This is a genomic window from Microcoleus vaginatus FACHB-2002 (genome assembly GCF_040004035.1).
GTDB classification, from domain to species: Bacteria; Cyanobacteriota; Cyanobacteriia; order Cyanobacteriales; family Microcoleaceae; genus Microcoleus; species Microcoleus vaginatus_C.
The window spans coordinates 65,719-84,723 of record NZ_JAMPLN010000021.1; the positions used below are offsets into that span (position 1 = coordinate 65,719).

The window sequence follows — 19,005 nt, forward strand, 5'->3', positions numbered from 1 at the left end:
ACGATCGCCTCCAGCACAGATCCGCACCCCGCAGAAAAGCCAAACAGAGGCTGGTAAGTGCCAACTTGCTTTAAGGAGGAGTTTTAACCAGTATCAATCTTCAGCATTTATTCATGAAAATTACTTTTGTCCTGCCTACCCTTAGTCTTACAGGTGGCATGAGGGTTTTATCTATCTACACAGAACTGCTGCAAAAGAGAGGACACAAAATATTTATTGTCTCTATGCCCCTGCCGCAACCGACTTTAATCCAACAATTGCGATCGCTGCTGAGGGGTAGGGGTTGGCAGCCCGCTCCCAAGACACAAAAGTCTCACTTTGACAAGGTGGATGTCGAAAGTCGAGTTATCGAAACCAACCGTCCAATTACCGACCTTGACGTACCTGATGCCGATATTATCATGGCTACTTGGTGGGAAACTGCCGAGTGGGTGGCAAAACTCTCTCCCAGTAAAGGAACGAAAGTATATTTTCTCCAACACTACGAGGCTTTTGACTACGTACCAAAAGGTCGAGTAGAGGCAACTTGGCGGCTGCCGATGCACAAAATCGCTGTGGCCCAGTGGCTGGCAGACATAGCTCGGAATGAATACGGGGATTTGTCTGTATCTCTCGTCCCTCCTACGGTGGACACCAAACAGTTTTACGACCCTCAGTCGCGCTCGAAGCAGCCGCGAGGCAAGCAATTAGTTCCTACAGTCGGGATGTATTATACTACAACTCCTTGGAAAGGCTGCGATATTGCCCTGAAAGCTTTCTCTATAGCTGCTAAAAAAATTCCTAACCTTCGTTTAGTTGCATTTAGTGCCGGCCACGATAGTCCTCTTCCCCATTTGCTGCCTGATGGTACTGAGTATAATAAGGAACCTACTCAAGACCAATTAAAAGAATTTTACAGCAAATGCGATGCTTGGCTGTTTTCCAGCAGATCCGAAGGCTTCGGCTTGCCAATTTTAGAAGCTATGGCTTGTGGCACTCCGGTCATCGGCACTCCTGCTGGTGCGGCTCCGGAACTACTTGCTGGCGGGGGTGGCATACTTGTCAAGCCAGAAGACCCAGAGGATATGGCAAAAGCGATCGAACAGATTTGTCAGTTGTCTGATGCCGAATGGCGCGCCATGTCCGAGACTGCTTTGCAGACGGTGATAAATTATACTTGGGAGGATGCAACTAATCTCTTCGAGGCTGCCTTGTACACTGCTTTGGAACGTCAGGCACAATTAACGAACCAGACGTAAAATTGAGGTTGATTTAAAAGATTGGGGTTGGGCGATCGTTTAAGCGAGAATTTTTATCGGGCCATTTGAGCTGTCTTTCTACAATTTTACTGCCAAAAAAGACCTATGGTTGCATTAATCCCACTTGCTATGTTCGGCTTTATTCCAGTCGTTTGTTACCTGTTTGTGAGGTTTCCGCCTCTACGGGCGGTAATTATAAGTTTTGTTGCAGCGTGGCTGTTTTTGCCGCAAGCTTCTTATCCCATCCCCTCATTGCCACCGTATACCAAAATCTCCGCCGCTTGCTACGGCATTTTACTGGGGACTCTGATCTACGATACTGCGCGCCTCACCTCTTTTAAGCCCGGTTGGCTGGACGTGCCAATGGTAATTTACTGTTTGTGTCCAATTATTTCACAAGTTAGTAATGGCGGCAGCCCGATTTCTCCGACTGTGAACCAAATCGTTACTTGGGGTCTGCCTTATTTTTTAGGACGCTTGTATGTGGGAAGCTTAGAGGGGCTGCGACAATTGGCGATCGGGATTTTTGCAGGTGGGTTAGCCTACATTCCTTTTACTTTAGTTGAAGGGGTTAGGGGTCCAATTCTGCACCAAATGATTTACGGCGTCAATGCCTTTGAGGACTGGGGTCAAGCAAGGCGTTTGGGGGGGTGGAGACCAGTAGTGTTTATGCAGCACGGTTTGATGGTGGGCCTGTGGATGATGACAGCCGCCTTAATTGCCGTTTGGCTGTGGCAAACTGGGACGCTTAAAAAGTTTATGGGCCGTAACATCAAGACTTTAGCAATTATATTAACTATCGCTTTTTTCCTGTGCCGTTCTACTGGCGCCTACAGTTTATTTGGAATGGCGTTGCTCGTATTATTCTGTGCCAAGTTGTTTCGCACCTCTTTGCCCTTGCTCTTGATAATTGGATATATAGTGTTTTATCTGTACCTAGCTGCATCGGGTCAATTTTCGAGCAAAGAGGTGATTGACTTCATCACTCAAGTATTTGGCGAAGAACGAGCCGGCTCTTTGAAGTTTAGATTTGACAATGAAGAGATATTGGGGGAAAAGGCGCGGCAAAGATTTATGTTTGGCTGGGGAGATTCGGGCGGAAACCGCGTGTATAACGAATACGGCCAAGATATCTCGATCACCGACAGCTTATGGATTATTGCATTTGGCTTCCACGGTGCAGTCGGTTTAGTTAGTTTATTTTCTTCCTTGTTACTTCCTGTTATCGTCTTTTGCGTGTTCAAGTATCCCGCCCGAACCTGGTCTAATCCCAAAGTAGCACCTGCTGCCACCCTGGGAGTAGCCTTAACTATGTACGTGTTTGACTGTGTTTTGAATGCTATGACTAACCCGATTTTTGCGCTGATTGCTGGAGGAATATCAGGTCTGGTCTTAAAAGCTCCAGAAAGTCTTAAGGCCAAGAAAACCAGTTCGCCACCAAGAAGACAGTCGCTGGTTCACCAAAAATCAGGATGATTTTCAGGAATGCGATCGCTGCTTCACTTCAAGATTGAAACTATCTTGCCTTCCCTGGAGACAAAAACTAAAAAATCTACCACTTTTGGATGAAATCCCGTTCGGAAGTTGCGAGATATTTCTCACTAGGTTAAAATTTTAATCTCATAAACTCTTTTTTACATTCATTTGCAATGCTTCAACAAGTATGAGCACGGGATGGCTTTTTTCTTGAAACTGTGTTGCGAGTTATAAACTTAAAAAGGGGCTTTATACACTTTTTCTAAAACGAGCTGATTCTTTACATAATCTTTAAAAATCCTCACTAGACAGGCAGGGTGTAGGAGGATATACTGAGAAAAGTATGTTCACTGAAGCACCCAGGTAGTGAAAACACGAAACTGTATTGTGGGTTATAATAGTTTGAGTTGTAGTTGAATATAAAGCGGGAAGGGCATCATAAATGGAAACAGTTAATTTATTGAATGTCTCGATAGATAACTTGTCAATCACAGAGTTGTTTGAAAAACTCGACGGCGAAGGTGGTGTCGTATTTACACCCAATGTAGACCACTTGATTAAGTTGCAGTATGACCGCGACTTCTATGAAGCTTACAATACATCTACTTATAGAGTCTGCGACAGTCAAATATTGATGTATGCCTCTAAGTTTTTGGGTACTCCTCTCAAAGAAAAAATTTCTGGTTCTGATTTGTTCCCTGCATTTTATATGTATCACAAAGATAACGAGAAGATTAAAATATTTTTGCTAGGAGCTGCTGAAGGTATTGCTAAGAAAGCCCAGGAAAAAATTAACCAAAAAATTGGTAGAGAAATAGTGGTTGAAGCACTTTCTCCTTCTTTTGGCTTTGAAAAAAATGAGGAAGAATGTGAAACAATAATTGACGCGATTAATAAATCAGGAGCGACAGTTCTGGCTATAGGAGTGGGAGCGCCCAAGCAAGAGAAGTGGCTGGTTAAATACAGGAGCAAATTAACACACGTCAAAATTTTCTTAGCCGTAGGCGCAACCATTGATTTTGAAGCTGGTTGCAAAGCTAGAGCTCCCAAATGGATGAGCGAAGTCGGCATAGAATGGGCGTACAGACTGTTAAGTGAACCAAGAAGGTTGTGGAAAAGATATTTGATTGAAGGTCTGCCTTTTTTCCGATTAATCTTAGAACAAAAATTAGGGTTTTATAAAATGCCTTTCATGGAGAGCAAAACCAGCCAGCTAGAATGGAAAGGTGGTTCCTAAAAAGGTGAGCCACAAATCTCTAGCGTAAATTAAGCTGAGTATCGGAGAAAGTGGGTTTGACTTCAAGGTAAGACTGATCCAATCTGTGGATAGTCCGATCGCACTTGGGATCATCTCAATGAAAGCAGCCAAGCCCAAAATTGAAGTTTTGAGGCAGGAGGCAGAAGAAAGGAGCCAGAAGAAGTGTTTTTACAAATATCAGATGCTCCCTCGCACTTTCTCTCAAAAGTATTCATTTTTGCTTTCAAGTCCAGGTAAAATCGGAAAGAAACCTTTTGTGGAAAATCCTAATTAGGGATGCAACCGATGAATCTGCCTTCTTTCTTGTGGTTGTGGAAAATAGCGGCTTGGTCAATGGGTGTTTCCCTATTGGCTTACCTGTTGCTGGCCGTTACTGGAACGTGGATGTTTGCCATTAGGAGTACCAAACAACCGCGCCCAAAATGGCTGCGTTCCTTTCATTTAGCCACTGGTGTGGGGATGGCAACTTTGGTAATTTTACTGCTGGGAATTGGTGTAGTCGGTACGCTGGGATACTACGGCAATTTGGGTCACTCGGCTCATTTACCGGCAGGGTTAGCTGTTGTTGCTTTGGTGTTAGTTTCTGTTGGAAGCGGGCTGCAAATTGGCCCTAAACATCCTTGGGCGCGTCCCCTCCACATCACCACTAATTTGGCTTTATTTGGGGGATTTGTGACTGTGTTACTCACAGGATGGACGATAGTACAAAAGTATTTGCCGAAAGTTTGAAACCTGTTTATTTGACCTCAAACTATACCAAATGTGTCAGGGAAAACATATATGTAAGGTGCGCCGCAGCGCACCCTAGGTTTAATTTTTTTGCGTGAGTCCGCTTTTGGTAATGAATTCTAAAATATGCTGCGCGGTAATCTGTGGCTTTTCTAAGTGGGGAACGTGCCCGCAGTCGGGTATCCAAATTAGTTGAGAATTGGCGATCGCCTTTGCAAACTTTTCCGCATCCGCCGTCCCCAAAATCCGGTCTTGTTTTCCCCACAAAATCAGCGTCTGCTGCTGAATTTGCGATAATTTTTCCCCAAAACCTCCGTAACCGCCACTTTTGGTAAACGCAATTAAAGCTTGATTCCAGTTGGGCATTTCCAAGTGTAAAGCAGCACAAGTTTGAGCGTCTTGAGAAGCCAAATTTTTATCGAAATAAGCATTGACGCTAATTCGCTGGCGAATTTTGGGATTGCGTAAAAATGAAGTTGCCAGATATCCTAAAGGAGGAATTAAAAACTTCCCCTTATTAGAAGTGATGGCAAAACCTGCGCTATCTATTAACACTAATTGTTTTACAGCTTCGGGATAATTGAGAGTGAAATCAATTGCTGCAGCACCTCCCATTGAAGCACCGACTAAGATTACAGGCTGCGAAATTAGCGTTTTCCAAAAATAGTAAAGATGACTTTCAATTGCCCTCGCGCTGAATGCCAAACCAGGCGCTCTTTCTGTAAACCCGAAACCCAACAAATCAACCGCCCAAGTTTCATTTTCGGCAGCTAGCAGCGGCAACAGGCGGCGGAATTCAAACAAGGAACTGTCGAAGCCGTGAATTAGCAAAATTGGTGTGTTGCCGCTGCCTTGGCGTACGTAGGTTGTGGCAATTGGTCCAGAAGATAGGGGAGTAGTAATTGCCTCTCGTTGAATGCTTTGGGCTAAGGCAATTGAGGTAGATTCTGTGAGTTGTGCGATCGATTTTGGCAGAAAACTTGCTGGCATAATTCTTGATAAATTGTGAATCGGTAGGGGCGATGCCACTCTGTCCGCCCTAACATTTAAGTATATATGCTTGCTCGATCGCTATTTAAGGAGTTGGGGCGAGTCATTAAAATTCGATCGATACTCAGTATCATTCAGCCCAGTCTAAGGCTGAGTTTGTTAACCAGATGTTAAAATATTTTATAATCGTTGTCAATAATTCCTGTTTAATCTACCCTTACCTTCCTCTGCGTTAAGACCGTCTCTGCAGTTTATTCACAAAAACTAATTTACAAATCCAATAAAATTAGCCTACCATTTACTCAAACATCTGAAGATATTTTAAATATTTTTTACAATTATTCTAAAATATCAAAAAGAGATTGAGGATAACTCAAACTCCATACCTCAAAATCCTAGCCAATAAAATTGGCAGCATGGACGGTGACACCTGCGCCAAAAAAGTCGAAGCCTGTATGCAAAAATTGCCAGGAATTACGGAAATTAATCTAGTATTTGCCACATTAAGTTTCGGTAAATTGAACAACGAATAGCAAGCTTCACCTAAAACTTAAAATTTAAAATTGCTTGGTGGCTGTGTACAGATAGCCAAAAGTTCAGTATTTTTTCGCCCACTTGTTCTGGATAGAAGTGGTGAAAGAAATGTTTACCGTCTTGACATTCCCAAAGCCTATCGCCTTTTTTAAGAAATTTCGACCAGCGACGCATGACAACAGGAGATACCAGAAAATCTGTTTTGCTGCTGCATATTAACAAAGGTACTTCTACACCTTCATCGAGGGAATTACTAATCCTAAATAAGGAGTGAGGACAAGGAGAACAGGCTAAGTCATCCTCAAAATATGATATAAATTTTTGATTAATAATTTGATTGGGGCATCCCAGCATATCGCCTACTATTTGATTCAAAACTTGTTTGCGACTCCGGGGAAAAGCTGAAAGATACGTATAGTAATGTGCTTGCCAATTAATAGCAGATGGCAAACCCACAGATAAAAGTCCCAAAGAACGTACTTTGTGAGGATAGCGGCGCGCATACATTAAACCAACTAATCCGCTGGTACTGTGGCCAATGAGATGAGTTGGGCGATCGCGCAATGTTAAAAAATCGTGCAAAAGTTCAACAGCCATATCTAAAGAACAAGCTTCGTCTTGAGTTTGTTGGTATTCCCATATCTGCACTGGTACAGAATCATTTAAGTAGGAAAGCAGCGATCGATCGAAGAATTGCAAACTCGGGCTTACACTTAACCAAACTACGTCATTTGAACTAAACTTCATTTATTTTAAGTTGGATATCGAGTTATTCACAATTATAATTTATAACCTTTCTCAGAAAGATGAGGTACTATAGGGCATAGGGCATACCTCACTTTTTTGAGAACCGCTGTATTTGCTAGATTTTGGGGGCGGGTTGAGTGCGTAATTTGATTTTCGCACATCATCTAATTGCCAAACCCGCCCTACCGTGAAGTCTACAAGCTAAATTCTTTCTTGAGTTGAGATACCCAAGATTTGATGCGCGATTCCGTCAGATCGGATTGGTTGTCTTCATCAATAGCAAGACCCAAAAACTTGCCATCAACTACAGCTTTAGACTCATTAAAATCATAGCCATCTATCGGCCAATAACCAACTGTTTCACCGCCCTGTTCAGAAATCTTTTCAGCCAAAATCCCATTGCATCCATAAAATTATCCGGGTAGCCTTCTTGGTCGCCAGTTCCCACATAAGCTACTTTTTTGCCACTAAAATCAATATCATCAAGTTCATGCCAAAAGCCTTCCCAGTCGCTTTGCAGTTCGCCGATATTCCAAGTCGGACAAGCGATAATCAGACATTCGTATTCCGCAAAATCATCATTTTCAACGCTGCCGATATCGTGCAAGGTCACGATATCGCCACCAAATTCATCTCGAATCATTTCAGCTACCGACTCAGTTTTCCCAGTTGTCGTTCCGTAGAAAAGACCAATTGATTTCGACATTGTTACTCCGAAGGTGAAATTTGATAGTGCTTGAGGGTTGTTTTTTTTGAGTCAGGATTTGGCATTTCCTGCCTGCAATTCAGACAAAAACAGTAGACACGGTTGTGGCGAACCTGAGAAATTAGGGAGTCAAGGCAGCAAGGACACTGTTTTTTCATCTGCTTAAAGTTGAAAATTCATTAACCAAGCTGACTCACTCAAATCGGGGTCTGGTTCGCAGTCAATTAGTAACAAATTCAGCGTGGTTTGTACTTTTAGACTGCGCGGGATGCCGGCGGGTACAAACACAAATACTCCCGGTGTTAAAGTGACTTTTTGATCGCACACCGTGAGAGTTCCCACTCCTTCTAAGACGGCGATGGTTACATCTTTAAAGTTATCGAGGTCAGGTATTTCGGAATTTTTACCCAAACTCATCAGTTTTTGGCTGTCGGCTGGTTGTCCGTCGCTGATTGGCGAGGCTGACGCGGAAACTATTGCTGCTGTCACGGTGATTGACCTCCAGGTACTGTTAACTTCCGGCAGTTATTGCAATTAATATTCAATAAGCTACCATGCAATATAGATAAATTGTCAACAGTTAAACATTAAGTTTTGTTGCAGCAGGCTGTGTATCTGGGTTGAAAAGCAGCATTTGCAGCCGTAAATTGAGACAGGGCGGTCATTTGGGTCAAACAAACTGCGATTGGCGATTCGCTCCACGCCAAAATACTTGCTAATTATTATCATTTAATTTTAAAACACTCATCAGTCATCATAGGACTTACGCAGAAACCGGGTTGGATGGACGAAAATATTGCATCCCGGCCTTTGACACTGAGGAGAAACCCGGTTTCTTTAGTATTTATCCGTAAGTTCTACATCAGTCAACAGTTAACAAACAGCCCACCGCCAACAGTCAACAGCCAACAGTCAACAGTCAACACACTACTTCTTCGCCCCAACGCCAACATACATAATCGACTGATCCTCATTAATTTTGATTTTAAACAACCCAGACTTTTTGTAATCCATATAGTTAGCTAGATTAGATGTTAGAGTTTGAGATACTTGTTTGAAAATACCCGCCGAAGGAAACACCTGCTTTCCGCCTGTAAAATCTTCCCAAAACCCGTGCATTGCCGCTAACATAGCGCCAATTTCGCCAAACATATCAAAACCTTTAATTTGAATATTGCCAAAACCAATATCCTGCATTACCACAGATAGTTCCTCCGGGGTAATAAATTTTTCCCAATCGTGAACGCCCCGCTTAATCTCCTGCAAAATATTTTCCATCAGCCCAATCATCACAACTTGCGAGGAAAAAGTTCGGTTGATTGTATCAAAAAAGAACAGTCCCCCAGGCTTGAGAATCCTGTGAACCTCAGACACAACTTTTTTGTAATCGGCCACGTGTTCCAAAACATCCACGCAGATTACAACATCAAAGGTATTGTCGTCGTAGGGCATATTTTCGGCAAAACCTTGCCTGTAGTCAATCTCAAAACCGTTGGTAACTGCGTGATTTTGAGCTGCTACAATACATTTGTCCGATCGATCTATTCCAGAAACAATAGCCCCTCTCTCGGCCATAAACTCGCAAGAAAAGCCGCCGCCGCACCCGACATCTAAGGTTTTCAGCCCTTGCCAGTTAGTCGCGTGTCTGTCGAAAAACTCAAATCTCGGTTTGTTTAGATGGTATAAGGCATAAATTTTAGCATTTTTGTCCCACCAATTATCGGCACTTTCATCATAAAATTCTAAATCATTTTTTACTTCTATTTTCTGCACGATTTTCTCAGTCCTGATTAGTGGAAAATATAGATGGCGATTGCACTTTTGCGTGATTTTATAGGACTGACGCCAAAAAATCCAATTTCTGTAAAAAATCGGAGGTTTCGTGACGAGTTCACAGGCAGACACCGGGTTTTTGAATCTGTGCGCCTAAGTTCTATTTTCTCGTGAGTTGTGAATCGCCACAGTTGTTTATTATAATAGCTCTGGCAAAAATTTCAACAAGATGGATCGCGTTTCTATTATCATCCCAGCCCTTAACGAAGCGACTTGTCTGAAACGCACCCTCCGCCAACTCAGCATTCTTAATCCTCCCGCTTGGGAAGTGTTGGTGGTAGACGGTGGCAGTCAAGACGAAACAGTGGCGATCGCACTTTCCGCCGGCATCCGCGTTATTTCTAGCAGTACAGCCGGACGTTCCCTGCAAATGAACTTAGGTTCCCAAGTCGCCACCGGTGAAATTCTGTGCTTTCTCCACGCCGATACTTTAGTTCCCGATGACATTGTAGCAGTCATCCAGAAAACATTGTCCGATGCCGAAATTGTGGGCGGCGGGTTTATCTCCCTGATGGCTGGTTCGCAGCAAACAAGATGGGGTTTTTCCCTCCACAATTACCTGAAAACTTATTACGCGCCGCTGTTATTTCGACCTCATTTATTTTTCCAAGGATTGCGCCTGCTGTTTGGCGACCAAGTTATTTTTTGTCGCCGTACCGATTTTTGGGAATGCGAGGGTTTCGATGCTGCGCTGCCAATTATGGAGGAAGCGGATTTGTGTTTGAAGTTAGTGCGACGGGGGAGACTTAAGTTAGTCAATCGGGTAGTGGAAAGTAGCGATCGTAGAGTAGCGTATTGGGGCGAAGTTAAAGCTATTGCGATCTATCTTTCGATTGGTTTTTTGTGGGGTTTTGGCGTTTCCCCAAGGTATCTCAAGCAGTTTTATGAAGACATCCGCTGAAACCTAAAATTTGATTAAATTCCCAAAATGTACTGCCTGTAATTTTTGGGCAAAACTTTTTCCAACAGGTAAATAATTGCCCAACAACCTAACAAAGTCCCCGTAACTAAAAAGCCGAGCTTCAGCAGCGGATTTACCGGGTCAATAAACTTATAAAACACTAACAACACATATTTCACTACTGTCGAATCCAGGAGATATATAGGGAATGAGTAAGCAGCCAATATTTTGACTACCCCAGATACTTTACTGGGAAGTGCGATACTCTTAGAAAATGCGAGGATCGATAATACGAACAAAATTGCGTATCCTTGAGCAGATATTTTAAAAAACGATCGGAGAAACCATGCCTCCGAATCAACTCCACTTTTTAGGTAAAATTCCCAAATGCTAGCTAGATAAAAAAGGATAGTTGCCCCTAAAATTGGCATTTTCATCCGTTCGAGAACGGGTTGAATTCTGTCATACGAGCTGCCCAAAAATAGACCAGTTGAAAATGGCAAAATCCAACTGAAAATCCAGCGCTCCATCAAAGGTAGAGGTATTGATATGTATTGGAAAGCGGTTAAGTAGAAGAAGATTGTAAAAATTGTTTGAATTGTTAACCCCAAAGCCAAAACTTTTGTGGGTTCTAAAAATCTTAATTTCACGAGAAGCCACCACCAGGCGTAGCATTGAATAATCACAACGATGAAGTAATAGGGAGGCATCACTGAACCCGTCAAGATATCTCTGAGTAATGAAAGTAAATCGAATTTTTTGATTTCTCCCAAATTATTTAATATGTACACAGCTACTGACCAAAACAGATAAGGCGGTAGAATTTTTGACAGTCTTTTTTTGACTACCAGTGCGGGATTATTTTGATTTTCCAGTTTGTTGGTGAGAAAAAAACCGCTCAACAGTAAAAATGCAGGTACGCAAAATAGTTGAAATGTATCGATCGCCACAAATAAAATTCTGCGATCGCGAAATGTAAAGAACCCCGCATGAGTAATCACAACACTGACGATGGCTAAAGCTCGGATCAAATCAAATTCAGCGAACCGATTAGAAACTTTTTGCATGGTAAAAATTAGATTGTAAAACTTTGAATCCAATTAGGAATTTTTTGTAGAATGCCAAATCCCGGTTTGCGACCCCTTTCCTTTTATCATTCGGCGGTTGAAACCGCTGCATAGAGTCAAAGGAAGTCCGAACACAGGGGGACTAAGAGATCAACGGGGTCTTTAAGCCGGATTTCGTATGAGGAGTACCATAGCATAAAAGGTTATATTTGCTCCTATCTTCACAAAACTTATGTCTGCAAAAATAAGTCACCGAGTGCTGGGATTGAGGAATAAAGACTATAGAGACTATTGCGAAAAAAAATCTACCTAAATTAGGTAGACTTTTAGAAATGTTCAAGCAATGAGTTCACTGTGGGCTAACCGTTGTTGTGATGGATGTGCGAGGCAGAAACACTATCCAACTGATCGCGCCCGTTGCGGATCACGCGCAGCATATCGCTCAACTTTTGCTCGATATTATCGAGAACTTGGTCGGCATAATCATCGGCTCCGTTTTGAATTTCCTCGCATTCAGCCAGCGCCCTTACTCTCATCTCTTCCAATTCTTCTTGAGCCTGGTAGCGAATTTGTTCGACTTCCGCCAGCGTGGCCTGCTGAATTGCCTCGCAGTCGAGCAAAACTTGCTGCCGCAACTGATCTGCCTCTATCTTCGCCTGCTGAAGCAGGCCCATATCGTTTAAAATTTCTGCTGCTCTCTGTTCTGCTGCTTCTATCACTTCCTGAGCGTAAAGTTCCGCCTCTTGAAGCAAGTCGTCCTTGTGCCGGATGATTGTCTCGGCTTCCTGAAAGGCGATCGGCAAATTTAGCCTCACCAAGTCTAACTGATCGAGCAACTGTTCTTCATCCACCAGAGTGCGTCTGGTCATGGGAATTCGGGGGCTGTCGAGAACAATTTCCTCAAGCCTGTTCAATTCCCGCTGGATGTCTACTCCTGCGGTTCGGGTGGGGTCTCCGAAAGCGGCTGTGTTCTGAGGAGGTTCGTTCTCAGTGCCGAGGCCGGTACTGTCGGGTTCGATGCGAGTTGGTTCCTGCTGGCGTAACATTTGTAAATATCTAGGGCGACGTGTTTCGGAACAAGATGATCTACGGAGCCACCAAACTTGGCTATTTCTTTAACTACACTACTACTTAAAAAGCTGTACTCGTTAGAAGTTGCCAAAAAAACTGTTTCAATTTCACCCAGAAGGGTTTTATTGGTGTGGGCCATCTGGAGTTCCATTTCAAAATCTGTTAATACCCGGAGCCCCCGCAGCAGCACTTTGGCTTGTCGAATCTTAGCATAGTTTACTGTCAAACCTTCAAAACTGTCTACTTCTACATTTGGCAAGTGTTGGGTAGAGCGCAGGATCTGCTCGATCCGTTCCTCTACGGTGAAGAGAGGGGTTTTGCTGGGGTTTCTGACTACCGTAACAATTACCCGGTCAAACAGTTTAGATCCCCGCTCGATAATGTCTGCGTGACCGAAGGTAATGGGGTCAAAGCTGCCTGGATAGATTGCAATCACGAGTTTGGCTCAACGGAGTGGGGGAGTGGAGGAGTGGAGGAGTGGAAGAGTGGGTAGAGTGGGGCAGTGGGAGAGTGGGAGAGTGGCAAAGCCGGAGATGTGGAAAATCTTCCTTCTTCCTTCTTCCTTCTTCCTTCTTCCTTCTTGCCTCTACTTTTTCATGGAATGAGCTTTGTAGAAAGTTTCGAGGCTTTGCTTGTCGCCCACAAACCGCCAGTGCCAAGGCTCGTAACTGACGCCTTGGCGATTGTTTCTGGGAAATGACATTTCAAAGCTGAAGGCGACGGCGTTGGCTTCTAGCCACTTGAATGCTTGGGTATTTTCAAAACTGGGGCTGAGGTTGTGTTCCGGGGCAGTGCCGTCGCCGATGTCGATCGCGTAACCGGTGTGGTGTTCGCTGTAACCTGGAGGGGCGCTGACTTCGGCTCGCTTGCTGGCGTTTTGCCTGCGTTCGGCTTTCACGTCAAAAAATACGTGTTGTTGGTCTTGCAGGGAGCGAAAGCCGGATATGGGAGCGAAATAGATGCCTGATGCTGCGGCGGCGTTGACCATTTCCTGATATTTTGCTGCTGCTGAGGAGCGGAGTTTGACGCTACCGTCGGAGGTGACGCTTACCAAGTCTTTGGCTGGTGCTTCTGGGTAGGGCAAGTGGCCCAGCAGGTTTTCTGGGATTGCGGGGACTTTGGGGGTGGTAGCTGGACTTGGGACAGACGGAGACGCGGAACTTGTCGGCGCTGAGTCTTGTTGAGTTTGCTCGGCCTGACTGGTGGCTGGGAACAAGTTAAAGTTGAGGTGCAGCCAGATGCTGACCCCAAAGGCTAGTGCGGCCAACCCTAGCAGTTTCCAAATCAGCCCTTTTTTCTTAGACTGACTCTGCCCTGCTTCTGGGTATGGGTGGTCTCGCACTGCTTCTGGAATTTCGTCGGCGACAAGCTCCGAGGCTTGCGGGGGTTTTCTTGACAGACTAGCGTTATCCAAGCCAGCTCCACTCCTGCACTTCAATAAGGCTCAACGTTACAAATTGTAGACCGATATGGGCGATCGAACAGCTACAATTCGCGCTGAGAATATATCATCTCTTTCTGACCTCGCCCCGTCCCATCCGCCAACTCTCGCATCTGTTGCTTGGGCCCACAGTCGATCGTCCCTGCGAGGCCGAACTGGTTGGCGCTGGTAGCGCTGGTTTATTTTAAGTGTAATTTGTTACTGTTCCACAAAATCTAACAATTCTTCGATCAATACATCAAACGTCCGGGTCAATTTTAGCAGAGCACCGATGTCAGCCATTGCCATACCGGGCGATCGGGCATAACTTTTAACTTTTAACATTATTGTAGGATACCCCTGAGCGATCGCCTACTTCCTTTAGTGATCGGGGATCGACCGCCGTCAATGTCTAATTAGTAGCTTAAAGCTCGATCGCCCAAACTCAAACATTACCAACTTCCGCCAATTCAGCAGCACCAACAGAATCTTCCTCTTCCCCTTTATCCCCTTCATCAACCGCAACCGTTAACTTCAATCCCAAAGCCTTCAGCCAATTAGCCAAAGCATAAATTGTCGCGCTTCCATTCTGCGACAAGAAAAAATCTAATTTTTCCAGATGCAATGAGGCCTCCTCATCTGACATAATTGGTTCGCCCAGAGCCTCAAATACATCTTGAAGCGATTTTCGCATTATTCCCATCTCTAAATCGCCTTCTTCCTCTTCTTCAAAGATCAGTGAGAGGTAAGCAGCAGCATAATTTGGGTCTTTGAAATTGGAAATTTTAAAAGAATGATAACTATCACTCGTCGGCACTTTGGCGTCTTTCATAATCTCTCCAGTATTCCTGAGCTTTAACAATGTCTTGGTCTTGAGTGCTTTTATCTCCACCGCACAGGATAAGCACAATCGTAGCTCCCGCTTGTCCAAAGTAGATTCGGTAGCCCGGGCCATAGTCAATCCTTAATTCCCAGACTCCTGCGCCAACTGAGCGATAGTCTCCTAAGTTGCCACCGCTAACCCGCTGAAGCCTTTTATCAATCCTAATTTTAGCGTTAACATCCCGCAGGGTTGTAAACCATTCTGCAAAGGGAACTGTGCCATTTTGTCTGATATAACGCTGAATTTCCCTCGGTTGTACTTCCATAAAGTCGATCGAACTTGCACCCTCATCTTAATATCGGCGATCGCCCCCTATCCAACCTTCTTCACCTGGGCCAACTCAAAATCACCGATCGAAAAAAACTCTGCCGTCAGGCGTGGTGTAACGCTCCATTTCTCTCAGTTGCGCTTCCATAATCTTGATTTTAGCGACGATCGCACTCGAATCTTAAAGCCGCGCTCGATCGGCCCTTGACTCCATGCGCTACAATTATTAAGAAATCTTTAGTTAGATCCGTTTAACGTTCCAGACGCATTATGAGTCTTCCCATTCGCAACGTCGCCATCATTGCTCACGTCGATCACGGCAAAACCACCCTTGTGGACGCTCTCCTCAGACAGTCCGGGATCTTCCGCGAAGGGGAAGAAATCCCAGATTGCGTCATGGACTCCAACGACATCGAGCGCGAACGTGGCATTACCATCCTTTCCAAAAACACCGCCGTCAGGTACGGAGAAACCCTGATCAACATCGTCGATACCCCCGGACACGCGGACTTCGGCGGAGAAGTCGAACGAGTTCTCGGCATGGTTGACGGCTGTCTGCTGATCGTAGACGCCAACGAAGGCCCGATGCCGCAAACGCGGTTCGTGCTCAAAAAAGCCCTAGAAAAAGGACTGCGCCCGATCGTCTTTGTCAATAAGATCGATCGCGAGCGAGCCGACCCCCACAAAGCCGTCGATAAAGTTTTGGATCTGTTCCTCGAACTAGGTGCTGACGACGATCAGTGCGAATTTCCCTATCTCTTCGGTTCCGGCTTAAGCGGTTACGCCAAAAAACACCTCGAAGACGAAGGGGTAGATATGAAGCCCCTGTTTGAAGAAATCCTCGACCACGTACCGCCCCCCGTAGGCGACCCCAACAAGCCACTACAACTGCAAGTAACCACCTTAGATTACTCAGAATACGTCGGTCGCATCGTCATCGGCCGCATCCACAACGGCACGATTAGAATCGGCCAACAAGCAGTCTTAATCACAGAAAGCGGCGCGCTTGTCAAATCAAAAATTACCAAATTGATGGGCTTTGAAGGCCTGAAGCGGATTGATATCCCAGAATCTTCTGCTGGTAATCTTGTCGCCGTTGCCGGTTTTGCTGATGCGTATATTGGCGAGACAATTACCTGTCCGAACGACCCGCAAGCGCTGCCTTTAATCAAGGTAGATGAACCGACTTTGCAGATGACTTTCTCGGTGAACGATTCGCCGTTCTGCGGTCAAGAAGGAAGTTTGGTAACATCGCGACAAATTCGCGATCGGCTAATGCGAGAACTCCAAACCAACGTCGCCTTGCGCGTCGAAGAAACCGAATCTCCCGACAAATTCCTCGTATCCGGCCGTGGCGAACTCCACCTCGGAATCCTGATCGAAAATATGCGTCGCGAAGGATACGAATTTCAAGTATCCCAGCCGCAAGTAATCTTCCGCGAAGTCGGCGGTCGTCCCTGCGAACCTTTTGAATGTTTGGTGTTAGACGTACCCGAAGAAGCAGTCGGCGGCTGCATCGAACGCCTCGGTCAGCGGAAAGCAGAAATGCAAGATATGCACGTCAGCAGCACCGGTCGCACCCAAATCGAATTTTCAGTCCCCGCTCGCGGTTTGATTGGATTCCGAGGCGAGTTCATGCGCTTGACTCGCGGCGCTGGAATTATGAACCACAGCTTCCTCGACTATCGCCCCCTCGGTGGAGAAATTGTCGCCCGTCGCAACGGAGTATTGATTTCCTTTGAAGAAGGAGTTGCAACTACTTATTCACTGAAAAATGCTGAAGACCGCGGCGTATTTTTCATTACCCCCGGAACCAAGGTTTACAGAGGGATGATTATCGGAGAAAACAACCGAGATGACGACATGGAGCTGAATATTTGCAAGTCGAAGCAGTTGACAAACCACCGCGCATCTGGCGGTGAAGAATTGGCGCAATTGCAAGCACCAGTCGATATGAGTTTGGAGCGCGCTTTGGAGTACATCGGCCAGGATGAATTGGTGGAAGTAACACCGAAATCAATTCGCTTGCGGAAGGTTTCTAAGAAGTTGGTCAAACGCTAAAATAAATTAAGGGCTGGCAAAATTGCCAGCCCTTAGTGTCAACTTCAAACTACTGTATTTAAAGGCAATATTAATTTTTATCGAAATCAAAAATAGGTAAAAACGATGTCAACAGTTTATCGTTTAAAAGCCAGTGAACTAGATCGTAACTTTTTAGAACAAATTAAAGCGATTTTTGGAGATAAAGAGATTGAAATAATTGTCTCAGAATGCGATGAAACCGAATATCTTTTGAAATCGGAAGTCAATAAAACCAAACTGTTGAAAGCTATTGAAAATGTTAAAGACAGACAAAATTTAGTAGAAGTCGATTTACAGGATTTGTAATGAGTAGAAGAATTATTTTTGAATCTTCGGCTTTTGCAGATTTTAATGAATGGGCAAAATTAGACAAAAAGATTTATCGCAAAATTGTAGAATTGATTAAAGATATAGATCGATCCCCCTTTGAAGGATTGGGCAAACCTGAACCTCTGAAATACGAGTTAAGTGGTTTTTGGTCCAGGCGCATTGATAACGAACATCGTTTGGTTTACCAAGTTACTGATGAGGAAATTGCGATCGCAGCTTGTAAGAATCATTACAGTGAATGAAGCTTTAAGCAATGTACCTATCGCTTTTTTTCTCCCTTTACTAAAGGCGGTCGCTCTCAATCTTCTTGCTGAAGTTCTTCTATTAGATTAAGTACCTTTTGGTAATTTTCTTCTTTTCCCTGGACACGATATAAATTTTTAGCATTGTGAAAATCGACATTTGCTTTTTGGGAATAGCCCAATTCATAGTGGACAATGCCTCGGTTTAGATAAGCTTGGGCAAAGTCTCGTTCAAGCTGAATTGCCTTGGTAAAATCCTCAAGCGCTTTCTCTTTGTTCCCCAAACGAGAGTGAATAACTCCCAGGTTGTAGAATGTTGTAGCATTATTAGGATTCAGCCGAGCTGCCTTGATGTAATCTTCAAGCGCTCTTGGCAAATCGTCTAATTCCCATAAGTAGACATCACCTCGATTATTCCAAGCAAGGGCATCATTAGGATTTAGTTCAATTGCTTGGGTAAAATCTTTCAGTGCCCCTTGCAGATCGCCCAGGCGTAAACGAGCAAAACCTCGGCCATTGTAGGCTTGAGCATAGCGAGGATTTAGTTGAATTGCTCGGGTGTGATCTGCCTGCGCTCCTCGGTAATCACCTAATTTACAATAAATAATACCCCGGTTGTTGTGAACATATGGACAATTAGGCTTGAGCAATATCGCATTTGTGCAATCCTCAAATGCTCCGGCATCGTCTCCTAGTTCCTGGCGAACAGTAGCCCGGTTATTGTAGGCATCTGCATAATCAGGATTGATCTTAATTGCTCGATCGAAATTTTTAATTGCTCCTTCAAAATCTCTTTCCTTAGCCTTGTTTCTTCCCAGTTCATCGAAATCCGCAGCATAGATCGGAGAGTGCGATCGCACAGTCTCCACCAGATCATCAATATCACTGTCCGAGACAAAAGTTGTAATCTCTGCCTCGTTTTCATCTAACTTAGATGACCTGGTTTTGTATCCTGCTTGCTCAAGCCAATCGGGGATATCTCTCCAGTTGTTTAGCCTGATGTCTACTTTTCCCTGAGTAAGTTGTTTGACATACCGATACACAGTCTCACTTAGAGCGGCTTTCAATCCTCTCTCTTCTTTGTGAATCTTTTTAGCTAGGTCACTAGGACCACAACCACAAAGCAATCCTCGTAAATGCAGCTTCTCGACTTCTGTAAGTTCCCACATATGCGGTGCTACTTCTCGCTTGGCAACTGCCAAATCTTTGTACAACCTTTTTAAATCCCAGT

23 protein-coding genes are annotated in these 19,005 nt (G+C 44.5%); 10 read left to right on the forward strand and 13 right to left on the reverse strand.

The features are described 5' to 3' along the window. The first annotated feature begins 113 nt into the window (after window positions 1-113). The 4 genes from NDI35_RS18280 (at window position 114) to NDI35_RS18295 (ending at window position 4,701) form a co-directional block, all read left to right on the forward strand. Window positions 114-1,238, forward strand: a complete 1,125-nt coding sequence (locus NDI35_RS18280; RefSeq protein WP_445313982.1) for a glycosyltransferase family 4 protein — start codon at window positions 114-116, stop codon at window positions 1,236-1,238. 105 nt (window positions 1,239-1,343) lie between these two features. Then, a complete protein-coding gene (locus NDI35_RS18285; RefSeq protein WP_445313983.1) occupies window positions 1,344-2,714 on the forward strand; it encodes an O-antigen ligase domain-containing protein in 1,371 nt (456 codons plus the stop codon). Between the two features lie 442 nt (window positions 2,715-3,156). Continuing rightward, on the forward strand, window positions 3,157-3,951 hold the full coding sequence (locus NDI35_RS18290; RefSeq protein ID WP_445313984.1) for a WecB/TagA/CpsF family glycosyltransferase: 795 nt from the start codon (window positions 3,157-3,159) through the stop codon (window positions 3,949-3,951). Between the two features lie 306 nt (window positions 3,952-4,257). After that, entirely contained in the window at window positions 4,258-4,701 is a 444-nt protein-coding gene (locus NDI35_RS18295; RefSeq protein WP_445313985.1) for a DUF4079 domain-containing protein, read from the forward strand. Window positions 4,702-4,782: 81 nt separating this feature from the next. Here the strand turns inward: NDI35_RS18295 and NDI35_RS18300 are convergent, their stop codons facing one another. Then, a complete protein-coding gene (locus NDI35_RS18300) occupies window positions 4,783-5,691 on the reverse strand; it encodes an alpha/beta fold hydrolase (protein WP_445313986.1) in 909 nt (302 codons plus the stop codon). Window positions 5,692-6,053: 362 nt separating this feature from the next. Here NDI35_RS18300 and NDI35_RS18305 point away from each other — a divergent pair, with 362 nt between their 5' ends. After that, entirely contained in the window at window positions 6,054-6,224 is a 171-nt protein-coding gene (locus tag NDI35_RS18305) for a hypothetical protein (protein ID WP_445313987.1), read from the forward strand. A gap of 10 nt (window positions 6,225-6,234) precedes the next feature. Here the strand turns inward: NDI35_RS18305 and NDI35_RS18310 are convergent, their stop codons facing one another. The 4 genes from NDI35_RS18310 to ubiG form a co-directional block, all read right to left on the reverse strand. Then, on the reverse strand, window positions 6,235-6,972 hold the full coding sequence (locus NDI35_RS18310) for an alpha/beta fold hydrolase (protein WP_445313988.1): 738 nt from the start codon (window positions 6,970-6,972) through the stop codon (window positions 6,235-6,237). A 337-nt stretch (window positions 6,973-7,309) separates the two neighbouring features. Next, a complete protein-coding gene (locus NDI35_RS18315; RefSeq protein WP_445313989.1) occupies window positions 7,310-7,678 on the reverse strand; it encodes a flavodoxin domain-containing protein in 369 nt (122 codons plus the stop codon). A gap of 162 nt (window positions 7,679-7,840) precedes the next feature. Continuing rightward, complete coding sequence (locus NDI35_RS18320) at window positions 7,841-8,167, reverse strand: cupin domain-containing protein (protein WP_445313990.1); 327 nt, start codon at window positions 8,165-8,167, stop codon at window positions 7,841-7,843. Between the two features lie 438 nt (window positions 8,168-8,605). After that, window positions 8,606-9,451, reverse strand: a complete 846-nt coding sequence (ubiG, locus tag NDI35_RS18325) for a bifunctional 2-polyprenyl-6-hydroxyphenol methylase/3-demethylubiquinol 3-O-methyltransferase UbiG (RefSeq protein ID WP_445313991.1) — start codon at window positions 9,449-9,451, stop codon at window positions 8,606-8,608. A 229-nt stretch (window positions 9,452-9,680) separates the two neighbouring features. On the opposite strand from ubiG, the gene NDI35_RS18330 reads away from it, so the two are divergent. Beyond that, window positions 9,681-10,412: a TIGR04283 family arsenosugar biosynthesis glycosyltransferase gene (locus NDI35_RS18330; RefSeq protein ID WP_445313992.1), complete on the forward strand. Its 732-nt coding sequence runs from the start codon at window positions 9,681-9,683 to the stop codon at window positions 10,410-10,412. 14 nt (window positions 10,413-10,426) lie between these two features. Here the strand turns inward: NDI35_RS18330 and NDI35_RS18335 are convergent, their stop codons facing one another. From NDI35_RS18335 to NDI35_RS18350, 4 genes are all read right to left on the reverse strand, one after another. Beyond that, the gene (locus NDI35_RS18335; protein ID WP_445313993.1) at window positions 10,427-11,479 is read right to left on the reverse strand and encodes an acyltransferase; all 1,053 of its coding nucleotides are present in this window, start codon (window positions 11,477-11,479) and stop codon (window positions 10,427-10,429) included. Window positions 11,480-11,838: 359 nt separating this feature from the next. Next, a complete protein-coding gene (locus tag NDI35_RS18340; RefSeq protein ID WP_445313994.1) occupies window positions 11,839-12,525 on the reverse strand; it encodes a DivIVA domain-containing protein in 687 nt (228 codons plus the stop codon). Further along, window positions 12,408-12,986, reverse strand: a complete 579-nt coding sequence (gene coaD / locus NDI35_RS18345; RefSeq protein ID WP_445313995.1) for a pantetheine-phosphate adenylyltransferase — start codon at window positions 12,984-12,986, stop codon at window positions 12,408-12,410. The genes NDI35_RS18340 and coaD overlap by 118 nt, the downstream gene beginning before the upstream one ends. A gap of 150 nt (window positions 12,987-13,136) precedes the next feature. Beyond that, window positions 13,137-13,964, reverse strand: coding sequence for a M15 family metallopeptidase (locus NDI35_RS18350; protein WP_445313996.1), 828 nt, complete (start codon window positions 13,962-13,964; stop codon window positions 13,137-13,139). A 55-nt stretch (window positions 13,965-14,019) separates the two neighbouring features. Here NDI35_RS18350 and NDI35_RS18355 point away from each other — a divergent pair, with 55 nt between their 5' ends. After that, the gene (locus tag NDI35_RS18355) at window positions 14,020-14,163 is read left to right on the forward strand and encodes a hypothetical protein (protein WP_445313997.1); all 144 of its coding nucleotides are present in this window, start codon (window positions 14,020-14,022) and stop codon (window positions 14,161-14,163) included. 26 nt (window positions 14,164-14,189) lie between these two features. Here the strand turns inward: NDI35_RS18355 and NDI35_RS18360 are convergent, their stop codons facing one another. The 3 genes from NDI35_RS18360 to NDI35_RS18370 form a co-directional block, all read right to left on the reverse strand. Next, window positions 14,190-14,315: an XRE family transcriptional regulator gene (locus NDI35_RS18360; protein ID WP_445313998.1), complete on the reverse strand. Its 126-nt coding sequence runs from the start codon at window positions 14,313-14,315 to the stop codon at window positions 14,190-14,192. Between the two features lie 100 nt (window positions 14,316-14,415). Further along, the gene (locus NDI35_RS18365; RefSeq protein WP_445313999.1) at window positions 14,416-14,802 is read right to left on the reverse strand and encodes a helix-turn-helix domain-containing transcriptional regulator; all 387 of its coding nucleotides are present in this window, start codon (window positions 14,800-14,802) and stop codon (window positions 14,416-14,418) included. Continuing rightward, window positions 14,774-15,118, reverse strand: a complete 345-nt coding sequence (locus NDI35_RS18370; protein WP_333300231.1) for a type II toxin-antitoxin system RelE/ParE family toxin — start codon at window positions 15,116-15,118, stop codon at window positions 14,774-14,776. The genes NDI35_RS18365 and NDI35_RS18370 overlap by 29 nt, the downstream gene beginning before the upstream one ends. A gap of 272 nt (window positions 15,119-15,390) precedes the next feature. Here NDI35_RS18370 and typA point away from each other — a divergent pair, with 272 nt between their 5' ends. From typA to NDI35_RS18385, 3 genes are all read left to right on the forward strand, one after another. Next, complete coding sequence (gene typA, locus NDI35_RS18375) at window positions 15,391-17,181, forward strand: translational GTPase TypA (protein WP_445314000.1); 1,791 nt, start codon at window positions 15,391-15,393, stop codon at window positions 17,179-17,181. A 105-nt stretch (window positions 17,182-17,286) separates the two neighbouring features. Beyond that, on the forward strand, window positions 17,287-17,508 hold the full coding sequence (locus NDI35_RS18380) for a hypothetical protein (RefSeq protein ID WP_333238302.1): 222 nt from the start codon (window positions 17,287-17,289) through the stop codon (window positions 17,506-17,508). Further along, on the forward strand, window positions 17,508-17,774 hold the full coding sequence (locus tag NDI35_RS18385; protein ID WP_333093428.1) for a Txe/YoeB family addiction module toxin: 267 nt from the start codon (window positions 17,508-17,510) through the stop codon (window positions 17,772-17,774). The genes NDI35_RS18380 and NDI35_RS18385 overlap by 1 nt, the downstream gene beginning before the upstream one ends. A 56-nt stretch (window positions 17,775-17,830) precedes the next feature. On the opposite strand, the gene NDI35_RS18390 is transcribed toward NDI35_RS18385, so the two are convergent. Beyond that, window positions 17,831-18,976 carry a tetratricopeptide repeat protein gene (locus NDI35_RS18390; RefSeq protein ID WP_445314001.1) on the reverse strand — a complete coding sequence of 382 codons (1,146 nt, stop codon included), beginning with the start codon at window positions 18,974-18,976 and terminating at the stop codon, window positions 17,831-17,833. Between the last annotated feature and the right edge of the window lie 29 nt (window positions 18,977-19,005).

Excerpts from the sequence above, each read along its gene's own strand:
- NDI35_RS18280 (WP_445313982.1), top strand. The coding sequence starts at position 114 with ATGAAAATTACTTTTGTCCTGCCTACCCTTAGTCTTACAGGTGGCATG.
- NDI35_RS18285 (WP_445313983.1), top strand. The coding sequence starts at position 1,344 with ATGGTTGCATTAATCCCACTTGCTATGTTCGGCTTTATTCCAGTCGTT.
- NDI35_RS18290 (WP_445313984.1), top strand. The coding sequence starts at position 3,157 with ATGGAAACAGTTAATTTATTGAATGTCTCGATAGATAACTTGTCAATC.
- NDI35_RS18295 (WP_445313985.1), top strand. The coding sequence starts at position 4,258 with ATGAATCTGCCTTCTTTCTTGTGGTTGTGGAAAATAGCGGCTTGGTCA.
- NDI35_RS18300 (WP_445313986.1), bottom strand. The coding sequence starts at position 5,691 with ATGCCAGCAAGTTTTCTGCCAAAATCGATCGCACAACTCACAGAATCT.
- NDI35_RS18310 (WP_445313988.1), bottom strand. The coding sequence starts at position 6,972 with ATGAAGTTTAGTTCAAATGACGTAGTTTGGTTAAGTGTAAGCCCGAGT.
- NDI35_RS18315 (WP_445313989.1), bottom strand. The coding sequence starts at position 7,678 with ATGTCGAAATCAATTGGTCTTTTCTACGGAACGACAACTGGGAAAACT.
- NDI35_RS18330 (WP_445313992.1), top strand. The coding sequence starts at position 9,681 with ATGGATCGCGTTTCTATTATCATCCCAGCCCTTAACGAAGCGACTTGT.
- NDI35_RS18335 (WP_445313993.1), bottom strand. The coding sequence starts at position 11,479 with ATGCAAAAAGTTTCTAATCGGTTCGCTGAATTTGATTTGATCCGAGCT.
- NDI35_RS18340 (WP_445313994.1), bottom strand. The coding sequence starts at position 12,525 with ATGTTACGCCAGCAGGAACCAACTCGCATCGAACCCGACAGTACCGGC.
- NDI35_RS18355 (WP_445313997.1), top strand. The coding sequence starts at position 14,020 with ATGGGCGATCGAACAGCTACAATTCGCGCTGAGAATATATCATCTCTT.
- NDI35_RS18360 (WP_445313998.1), bottom strand. The coding sequence starts at position 14,315 with ATGTTAAAAGTTAAAAGTTATGCCCGATCGCCCGGTATGGCAATGGCT.
- NDI35_RS18365 (WP_445313999.1), bottom strand. The coding sequence starts at position 14,802 with ATGAAAGACGCCAAAGTGCCGACGAGTGATAGTTATCATTCTTTTAAA.
- NDI35_RS18370 (WP_333300231.1), bottom strand. The coding sequence starts at position 15,118 with ATGGAAGTACAACCGAGGGAAATTCAGCGTTATATCAGACAAAATGGC.
- typA (WP_445314000.1), top strand. The coding sequence starts at position 15,391 with ATGAGTCTTCCCATTCGCAACGTCGCCATCATTGCTCACGTCGATCAC.
- NDI35_RS18380 (WP_333238302.1), top strand. The coding sequence starts at position 17,287 with ATGTCAACAGTTTATCGTTTAAAAGCCAGTGAACTAGATCGTAACTTT.
- NDI35_RS18385 (WP_333093428.1), top strand. The coding sequence starts at position 17,508 with ATGAGTAGAAGAATTATTTTTGAATCTTCGGCTTTTGCAGATTTTAAT.